At 41.8% G+C, this 347-nt stretch carries 1 protein-coding gene; it reads right to left on the bottom strand.

The features are described from left to right. Positions 1–332 (bottom strand): EamA family transporter (locus tag KH400_RS22980; RefSeq protein ID WP_246590008.1); only part of this gene is annotated, 332 nt, incomplete at its 3' end. Positions 333–347 lie beyond the last annotated feature (15 nt).

Below are 347 nucleotides of genomic sequence, written 5' to 3'. Positions count from 1 at the left end.
CCTGTAGAGATTGTCAGAGATGGACCTGCAGAACCTAATGTAATGAGAAGAATCCCTAAAAAACCAACCCCTAACCCAATCCATCCGAATGAGCTTAAGCGCTCCTTTAATACAAGAATAGCTATGATCGCTGTGAAGATAGGAGCTGAGCCAATGAGCATTCCTGCTTCACCTGCAGTGATGGTCATTTCACCAAAAGTAACCCCAATATGATATACACTTATTCCTATAAAGCCGAGTATAAAAATCCTTATGATGTCTTCTTTGTGAGGTAAGCGAAATTTACTCCCGGGCCATAGGGCGTATGCGATAAATAAACTAGAGGCAATCAAGTAGCGAACCAATAC

Source organism: Desertibacillus haloalkaliphilus (genome assembly GCF_019039105.1).
GTDB lineage: Bacteria > Bacillota > Bacilli > Bacillales > KJ1-10-99 > Desertibacillus > Desertibacillus haloalkaliphilus.
This window is presented reverse-complemented; position numbering and strand designations above follow the sequence as displayed.